The organism is Flavobacterium sp. (assembly GCF_013822155.1).
In the GTDB taxonomy this organism is placed as follows: Bacteria; Bacteroidota; Bacteroidia; order Flavobacteriales; family Flavobacteriaceae; genus Flavobacterium.
In genome coordinates, this window is record NZ_PNJW01000162.1 from 1 (window position 1) to 1,515 (window position 1,515).

Here is a 1,515-nt window from a genome sequence, read left to right on the forward strand (position 1 = left end):
TGAGGTTCGTCGTGTACTCAAGACAAATGGAATTTTCATAGCTGCTTTACATACGCCGGAAGACATTAAGCGGCAAACCCTATCCAAGTACTTTCCGCAAGCCGAGTTATTTGACTTACTAGAAGCAAGTAGACTAACTTCTTTGTGTTCAGTCGGAAATAGTTTAGGGATGGAATGTATTCGAACATATAAAGAGCTGGAAGAATTTGAGCCTGACAATAACTTTATCGAAATTTTCGAAAAAAAATGTGCTTCAGTATTAAATAAAATCGATATTGAGGGTTTTGAAGTAGGCTTGGAAAATCTTAAATCTGACTTTGCCAATGCAAATCTAGTTGGAGTTGAAAGTCACACAATATATTTATTTGAATTAAAAAATGGATAATCTACATAATGTAATTGGTTGGTTTTATAGCAAAGTTCCGAGTTTGTTGTCAGGCTTGTTAGACGATTTTCCTAAAGACATATTCAAATTTGTTGGTGGTGTATTTATTGACCGAGCTTACTTTTATATTAAGAAAAAATTTCAGCCTCAGTTGCTGCTTATTGGTGCAACTCCAGGCGATAAATGGACGGTGTATTTTGGAAATATCCCGCTGGTTGATTTTAAAAAACGAGTAGTCGCTGCTGAGGAGTCTGCAAGTAAACAATATATATATGGAGATATTGAGTCTACGTTATTGGTTAGCGAAATATTTTGCTCATGGTTTGATGCGGCTCCAATATATAGTAGATTCTCTCCCGAACCAGATAAGCTGAAAAATATCGTTATATCAGTTGGTGGACCAAAATGGAATAAAATAACCGAATTCCTAATCGGAGCACTAGGGTCACCAGTAAAATTTAAGGATGGACCGAACAATAAAGGAGTGTTTTTAAAAATTAAAGGCTTTGAAAATAAAATAGAATACAAAGAAACTGAGGAAAATAATGTAAAAAATATATCGGATGTTGGGGTAATAATAATTGGAAAAGGCACAGCTTTGAAGGATAAGATAAAGGCTAAATCGGTTTGCGTGGTAACAGGGTATTCTGTATACGGTGTAAGGTTGGCGGCAGAGTATCTTAAAATGATCAAGTTGGAGCCAAAAAAATACGGCATAAACAAAATAAAAGAACATTCCAAAATTTGTTTATTGATTAAGGGAAATATTTCAATCGATGAAAATGGTGAGGTTATGCCGCTTCCATTAATTAATGAAGAAAATATAGTAAAAATCTATGAAGATGATTTTTTAGATCCATATCCGTATAGATATTAAAATGAAAAATGTTCTAGTATGTCCCTTCTGTAATTTATCATTAAATGACAGAAGATTAGCTGAGTCAGAAAGTTCTATAGCTGTGTTAGCTAAACACGCAGTAAATGATGGACAAGCTTTAATTATCCCGAAACATCACTTCACCGATATAATAGAAATACCAGATGTTGAGCTGTTCGATTTAATCAATATGGCGAAACGCACTATTAGCTTATTTAAGAAGATTGGCGTAGCTGATGATTTCAACTTAATT

The 1,515-nt window shown here is 34.0% G+C and carries 3 protein-coding genes; all 3 read left to right on the forward strand.

Going from position 1 to position 1,515, the window contains the following annotated elements:
* On the forward strand, window positions 1–385 hold a 385-nt coding region (locus tag C0512_RS15565), incomplete at its 5' end, for a hypothetical protein (protein ID WP_290863224.1).
* The gene (locus C0512_RS15570; RefSeq protein WP_290863225.1) at window positions 378–1,262 is read left to right on the forward strand and encodes a hypothetical protein; all 885 of its coding nucleotides are present in this window, start codon (window positions 378–380) and stop codon (window positions 1,260–1,262) included. The genes C0512_RS15565 and C0512_RS15570, both read left to right, overlap by 8 nt.
* A 1-nt stretch (window position 1,263) precedes the next feature.
* The coding region (locus tag C0512_RS15575; RefSeq protein ID WP_290863226.1) for an HIT family protein at window positions 1,264–1,515 on the forward strand (252 nt) is incomplete at its 3' end.

Excerpts from the sequence above, each read along its gene's own strand:
- C0512_RS15570 (WP_290863225.1), top strand. The coding sequence starts at position 378 with ATGGATAATCTACATAATGTAATTGGTTGGTTTTATAGCAAAGTTCCG.